5 protein-coding genes are annotated in these 6,096 nt (G+C 73.5%); all 5 read right to left on the bottom strand.

Annotated elements, in window-relative coordinates:
• Positions 1 to 3: 3 nt before the first annotated feature.
• Positions 4 to 1,746, bottom strand: a complete 1,743-nt coding sequence (locus ACK4UM_RS14550) for a cell division protein ZapB (protein WP_409800422.1) — start codon at positions 1,744 to 1,746, stop codon at positions 4 to 6.
• A gap of 615 nt (positions 1,747 to 2,361) precedes the next feature.
• Entirely contained in the window at positions 2,362 to 2,919 is a 558-nt protein-coding gene (locus ACK4UM_RS14555; protein ID WP_409800423.1) for an SRPBCC family protein, read from the bottom strand.
• 36 nt (positions 2,920 to 2,955) lie between these two features.
• On the bottom strand, positions 2,956 to 3,774 hold the full coding sequence (locus tag ACK4UM_RS14560; RefSeq protein ID WP_409800425.1) for an XdhC family protein: 819 nt from the start codon (positions 3,772 to 3,774) through the stop codon (positions 2,956 to 2,958).
• 19 nt (positions 3,775 to 3,793) lie between these two features.
• Positions 3,794 to 4,987 carry a vWA domain-containing protein gene (locus tag ACK4UM_RS14565; protein WP_409800427.1) on the bottom strand — a complete coding sequence of 398 codons (1,194 nt, stop codon included), beginning with the start codon at positions 4,985 to 4,987 and terminating at the stop codon, positions 3,794 to 3,796.
• Positions 4,984 to 5,853, bottom strand: coding sequence for an AAA family ATPase (locus tag ACK4UM_RS14570; protein WP_409800429.1), 870 nt, complete (start codon positions 5,851 to 5,853; stop codon positions 4,984 to 4,986). The genes ACK4UM_RS14565 and ACK4UM_RS14570 overlap by 4 nt, the downstream gene beginning before the upstream one ends.
• Positions 5,854 to 6,096 lie beyond the last annotated feature (243 nt).

A 6,096-nucleotide genomic window follows, 5' to 3' on the forward strand; every position in this document is an offset into this window, starting at 1 on the left:
CCCTCAGGGGCGCAGCCCCAGGGGCAAGGGCAGCATCCGGGGCATCGGCGCGGGCGCGATCGGCGACGGTCGCGCCTCGTCTCGCAGCGCGGTTCGGGGCCGCGGCGCGACCTGCGCCGTCTGCCTCTGCGGCGCCGGCTGAGCACGAGCGGGCGCGGGTCGCTGCACGCGCACCGGCGCCTGCAGATCGCCCGGGCGCGGCGGCGGCACGAGGACGGAACGAGCCTCCGGCGCCGGGCCCGCCTCGGGCTCGATCGCGGTCTCGAGCGCCCGCTCCGGGAGAGCGGCGACGGCGGCCGGCGGCGCCGCGCTCGGGCGCATGGGCGGGATCGGCGCCTCCCAAGCCTCCCGGAAACGGCCCTGCGCGTTAAGACGCAGCTCCGGTAACGACAGCGTCCCCGTCGCGAGCGGCGCATCGTCCGGCTCGATCGCCGCCACGGCCCGCGGCGGAGGCGCGTCGACGAGGTCGCGATCGGCGCCCAGCAATATCGCGTGGTCTCGGGCGAGGGTGGCTTCCGTCTCGTCGGCGAGACGCAGGGTGGGGGAGGGTGCGGGCGGTGCGTCGGCGATGTCGCCGTCGGCGCCGAGGATCATCGCGAGGTCTCGCGCGAGAGCGGCCTCGGTCTCGTCGGCGAGACGCAGGGTGGGGGAGGGAGCCGGCGGTTGGTCGGCGAGGTCGCTGTCGGCGCCCAGCATCATCGCGTGCTCGCGGACGAGGGTGGCTTCCGCCTCGTCGGCGAGACGCAGGGTGGGGGAGGGAGCCGGCGGTTGGTCGGCGATGTCGCCGTCCGCGCCGAGGATCATCGCGAGGTCTCGCGCGAGAGCGGCCTCGGTCTCGTCGGCGAGGCGCAGGGCGGGAGAGGGCGCCGGCGGCTGGTCGGTGATGTCGCCATCGGCGCCCAGCACCATCGCGTGCTCGCGGGCCAGGGTGGCTTCCGTCTCGTCGGCGAGACGCAGGGCGGGGGAGGCAGCCGGCGGCTGGTCGACGACGTCGCCATCGGCGCCGAGGATCATCGCATGCTCGCGGGCGAGGGCGGCTTCCGTTTCGTCTGCGAGGCGCAAGGTGGGAGAGGGGGCCGGCGGTGCGTCGAGGATATCGCCGGCCGCGCCCAGCATCATCGCGTGCTCGCGGGCCAGGGTGGCCTCGGTCTCATCCGCCAAGCGCAACGTGGGCGAGGGCGCTGGCGGCATGTCGGTGATATCGCCCTCTGCGCCGAGCATCATCGCATGCTCGCGAGCGAGCGTGGCCTCGGTCTCGTCTGCGAGGCGCAAGGTCGGGGAGTGGGCGGGCGGCTGGTCGGCGAGGTCGCCGTCGGCACCGACGATCATCGCATGCTCGCGGGCGAGAGCGTCGGCCACTTCGTCGTTCGACGGGATCGGCGGGCCGGCCTCCGGCGCCGGCTCGGACGCGCGCGCGGTGCTCGGGCCGTCGTCGAGGCGGGCGGCGAGCGCGCGCAGGCTCTCGACGCGTTCCTGGAGCGCGCGCAGCTGCTCGAGCTCTTCGGCGACCACGTCCGATCCGTCGAGCTCGCGGCGCAGCTCCTCGATCTCGCCGAGCAGCGTCTCGATCATGAGGACGAGCGGGTCCTCGGCGGGCGCGGCCGCTTGAACGGGCGGCGGCGCGCGCGTGCCTTCGGCGGCTCCCGTCGAGGCGAGCGCGCCCAAGGCGACGGCGAGCGCGAGCGCGGAGGCGCCGGCCTTCCCGCGGCGCGCGCGACGGCAAGAATTCTCGTGCGGCAATGTCATTCCGGTCTCTCCCCGAACCGGAGAAACCGCGAATTCGGTTTTGGTTCGCCGGGGCGACGAAAGTGGCTTTGGGCGGACCTTCGGCTCCGGGGCGTCGGCTCGATGTGATCCTTGCGCCGATCGCCTCGCAAGACCGTCGTGCAGATCGCAACGGGATTCCCCTCCCCCCGCGAAGCGGCGGGGAGTTAGGGGTGGGGGGCGGTGGGGCTTGTCGGATGGTTTTTGGAGGAGGCTCGGCGGATGCGCCGAGCACGCCTCACCACCCGCTCCACCGGCCCGACCGCCCCCCACCCATACCCTCCCCGCCGCTGCGCGGGGGGAGGGGGGCGTCGGCGGCGAGATCGATGCTTCCGCCGATCGCCTCGCAAGACCGTCGTGCAGATCGAGACGGGATTCCCCTCCCCCCGCGAAGCGGCGGGGAGGGGTTAGGGGTGGGGGGCGGTGGGGCTTGTCGGATGGTTTTTGGAGGAGGCTCGGCGGATGCGCCGAGCACGTCTCTCCACCCGCTCCACCGGCCCGACCACCCCCCACCCATACCCTCCCCGCCGCTGCGCGGGGGGCGTTGGCGTCGAGATCGATCCTTGCGCCGCTCGGCGCGCGCGACCCGTCGTGTCGTCACTCGGCGGCGGCTTCGCCCTTCTTCTTGCCGAACATGCCCGAAAGCCAGCCCTTCTTGGGCGCCTCGGCACCCGCCTCGTCGCCCGCGCCCTCTGCAGGCGCGGGAGCGACCACCTCGCCGAAGGTCGTGAAGAACTCGCCCGCGAGCTTCTTCGCGGTCGCGTCGATGAGGCGCCCGCCGAGCTGGGCGATCTTGCCGCCGACCTGCGCCTTCACGTCGTAATGGAGGATCGTCTCCTCCGATCCGTCCTCGCCCTCGACCGCCTCGAGCGACACCTTCGCGCCGCCCTTGGCATGGCCGGCGGCTCCGCCCGCGCCTTCGCCCGAGATCGTGTAGCCGTTCGGCGGGTCGAGATCGGAGAGCGTCACCTTGCCGTTGAAGGTCGCCTTCACGGGGCCGATCTTGAGCGTGACCTTGGCGGTCATCTCGGTGTCGGAGGTCTTCTCGATCGTCTCGCAGCCGGGAATGCACTGCTTGAGGACTTCCGGATCGTTGAGCGCGGCCCAGACCACTTCGCGGGGGGCGGCGATCCGGCGGCTGTCGGTCATATCCATGGGCGTTTCCTTTCCTCGTTGAGATTCGGCGGCACGTCAGGCCTCGCGCTGCCCGCGTCGCCGCAGGACGGTGATCTCGGCCAGGATCGACAGGGCTATTTCTTCGGGCGTAATCGCCCCGATGTCGAGCCCCGCCGGCGCGTGCAGGCGCTCGAGCGCGGCGCGCGCGACGCCCTCGCGGGCGAGCTCCTCGCGCAGAGCCGCCGCCTTCAGCCGCGAGCCGACGAAGGCGACATAGGCCGCGTCGCTCGCGAGCGCGCCGGCGAGCGCCGCCTTGTCGCCCGCGCCCTGCGTCGCGACGACGACGAACCGCGCGAGCGGCGAGGAGGCCGCGACCTCGTAGCCGGCGACGCGCACGTCCGGCGCGGCGAAGGCGTCGAGCTCGTCGGCGGGGGCGTGCACGCAGGTCTCGTAGCCCATCCGCCGGCCGAGATCGCACAGAGCCTTCGCGACCGGCGTCGCCCCGCAGATCACGAGGAGCGGCTTTGGCAGCACCGCCTCGATGAAGACGTCCATCGTGCCCTTGCTCGGACAGCGATTGGCGGCGAAGCGGATGCCGTCGCGCTCCTCACCCGGCGCGATGCCGGCATCCTCCAACAGGTCCTCGGGCCGGATCGAGACGAGCCGCGGCGTGCCGTCGGCGATCACCTGGCGGGCGGCGCGCAGCACGGCGGCGCGCGCGCAGCCCCCGCCGATCCAGCCGCCCGAGATGCGCCCATCGGCGCGGATCACCGCCTTGGCGCCGGCCTTGGCGGCGGTCAGCGAGACCGTGCGCACGACGGTCGCCACAGCGAAGGGCTCCGCCCGGGCGCGCATGGCGGCGACGAGATCGACCACGTCCTGCGGTTCCATCATCAGCATTCTCCGAGCATCCTCACAGCTTGCCGAGCGCGTCCTCGAGAGCGGCGAGGCTTTCGAGGTCGTGGGCGGGGGCGAAGAGATCGACATGCGGCAGCGCCGCCTGCATGCCGCGGGCGACGGGCGCGTAATCGCGCCAGCCGAGCATCGGATTGAGCCAGATCACCCGCCGCGCCCGGCGCGACAGCCGCTTCATCTCGCGCGCGAGGAGCTCCGGCTCGCCGGTGTCGTAGCCGTCGGAGAGGATCATCACGGCCGTGCGCGGCGTGATCGCGCGCCGCGCATGGACGCGGTTGAAGGTCTCGAGCGCCGCCCCGATCCGCGTGCCGCCGCCGAACCCTTGCGCGAGGAGCGTGAAGCGCTCGGCCGCGCGCACGGGGTCGCGCTCGCGCAGAGCCTGGGTGATCTCGACGAGGCGGGTGTGGAAGAGGAACGCCTCCGCCTTCGCGAAGGCGCCGAGAATGCCGTGGACGAAGCGCACGAAGGTCGTCGCGTAGACGCTCATCGAGCCCGACGCGTCGAGCAGGATCACGAGCTTGAGCGGCCGCTCGCGCGGGCGGCGCATGACGAGATCGATCGGCTCGCCGGCGCGCGAGACGGCGCGCGCGAGCGTGCGCCGCAGATCGATCCGCCGCCCCCGCCGCGCGGCCTTCGCGCGCCGCGTGAGCCGCGCCTTCATGCTCCGCGCCAGCCGCTCGGCGAGGGCGTGGGCGCGGGCGATCTCGTCGGGGTCGGTGAGGTGGCGGAAATCGGTGGTCTCGAGGCGCTCCGCCTTCGAGCCGCCGGCGCGGCGGGGGCCGTCCTCGTGCGTCTCGATCGGCTCCGCGCCGTCCTCGCTGCGCGAGACGCGGTCCGGCGGGCCGGCCTCGCCCGCGCCCGCATCGGGGCCCCTCCAGCGGCGGATGTCGAGCCCGCGTCGCGCCGAGGCCCCGCTCGCGACGATGCGCATGCCGGTGCGGCGCGCCCGCCAATAGGCGTCGAAGACGGCCGGGAAGCGCTCGAAATCGGCGGGGCGGGAGGCGAAGAGGGCGCGAAAAGCGGGCATCAGCCGTGCGGGCCGCGCGAGGTCGGCGCCGGCGAGGATCGCGAGCGCGTCCCGGCTCTCGGCGAGGCCGACGGGATAGCCCTCGAGGCGCAGCGTGCGCACGAAGCCCGCGAGCCGCGCCCGCGCCAGCGCTCCGGCTTGGGGTTCGGCCGGCAGGGCGCTCATGCGCTCGCCTCGACGAGACGGTCGAGCACTGGAGCGGCGAGGCGCAGCCTGTCTTCGCGGGTCTTGAGAAGAGCGACGAGCGCATCGCGCACGGCCTGCGGGTCGTCGCGCAGATCGGTCAGGCCCACCAGGCTCGCGGCGAAATCGAGGCTCTCCGCGATGCCCGGGACCTTCGCCAGATCCTCCCGCCGGATCTTCGCGACGAAGCGCACGATCTGGCCCGCGAGCGCGGCGTCGATGCCGGGGATGCGGGCGAGCAGGATTCGCGTCTCGCGGTCGGGCTCGGGATAATCGACGTAATGGTAGAGGCAGCGCCGCCGCAGCGCGTCGGAGAGCTCGCGCGTCGCGTTCGAGGTGAGGATCACGTACGGGATCGCGCGCGCGCGGATCGTGCCGAGTTCGGGGATCGTCACCTGCCAATCGGAGAGGAGCTCGAGCAGGAAGGCCTCGAATTCCTCGTCGGCGCGGTCCACCTCGTCGATCAGGAGCACGGGCGCGGTCTCGCGGCGGATCGCGGCGAGCAGCGGGCGCTCGAGGAGATAATCTTCCGAGAAGACGTGCGCCTCGACCCGCGCCGCATCCTCGCCCTCGCGGGCGCGGATGGCGAGCAGCTGGCGCGGGTAGTTCCACTCGTAGAGCGCGGAGGCCCGGTCGAGCCCCTCGTGGCATTGCAGCCGGATGAGCTCGGTGCCGTGGATCGAAGCGAGCGCCTTGGCGATCTCGGTCTTGCCGACCCCCGCCTCGCCCTCGAGGAGGAGGGGCCGGGAGAGGCGGTGCATCAGCGAGAGCGCGACGGCGAGATCCCGATCCGGCACGTAGCCGGTGGCGGCGAGGCGCTCGGCGATTGTGGTGGGATCGGGGGTCACGGGGGGGATCCTTTCGCGGGGCTGGGCGATCGCTGCATGAACCTGTCTCGACGCCGAGGTCCCCCTCCCCCCGCGAAGCGGTGGGGAGGGTAGGGTGGGGGGCGGTCGGGCGTGGGGAGCGGGCGGGGAGGGGTGCTCGGCGCATCCGTCGAGACTCCCTCACCGACCAATCCACAAGCTCCACCACCCCCCACCCCTAACCCCTCCCCGCCGCTTCGCGGGGGGAGGGGGATCCCGTCGCGG

This window comes from Salinarimonas sp., from assembly GCF_046292825.1.
In the GTDB taxonomy this organism is placed as follows: domain Bacteria; phylum Pseudomonadota; class Alphaproteobacteria; order Rhizobiales; family Beijerinckiaceae; genus Salinarimonas.

What these genes read in the sequence shown, in the direction of transcription:
- ACK4UM_RS14550 (WP_409800422.1), bottom strand. Translation starts at nt 1,746, where the DNA reads ATGACATTGCCGCACGAGAATTCTTGCCGTCGCGCGCGCCGCGGGAAG.
- ACK4UM_RS14555 (WP_409800423.1), bottom strand. Translation starts at nt 2,919, where the DNA reads ATGGATATGACCGACAGCCGCCGGATCGCCGCCCCCCGCGAAGTGGTC.
- ACK4UM_RS14560 (WP_409800425.1), bottom strand. Translation starts at nt 3,774, where the DNA reads ATGATGGAACCGCAGGACGTGGTCGATCTCGTCGCCGCCATGCGCGCC.
- ACK4UM_RS14565 (WP_409800427.1), bottom strand. Translation starts at nt 4,987, where the DNA reads ATGAGCGCCCTGCCGGCCGAACCCCAAGCCGGAGCGCTGGCGCGGGCG.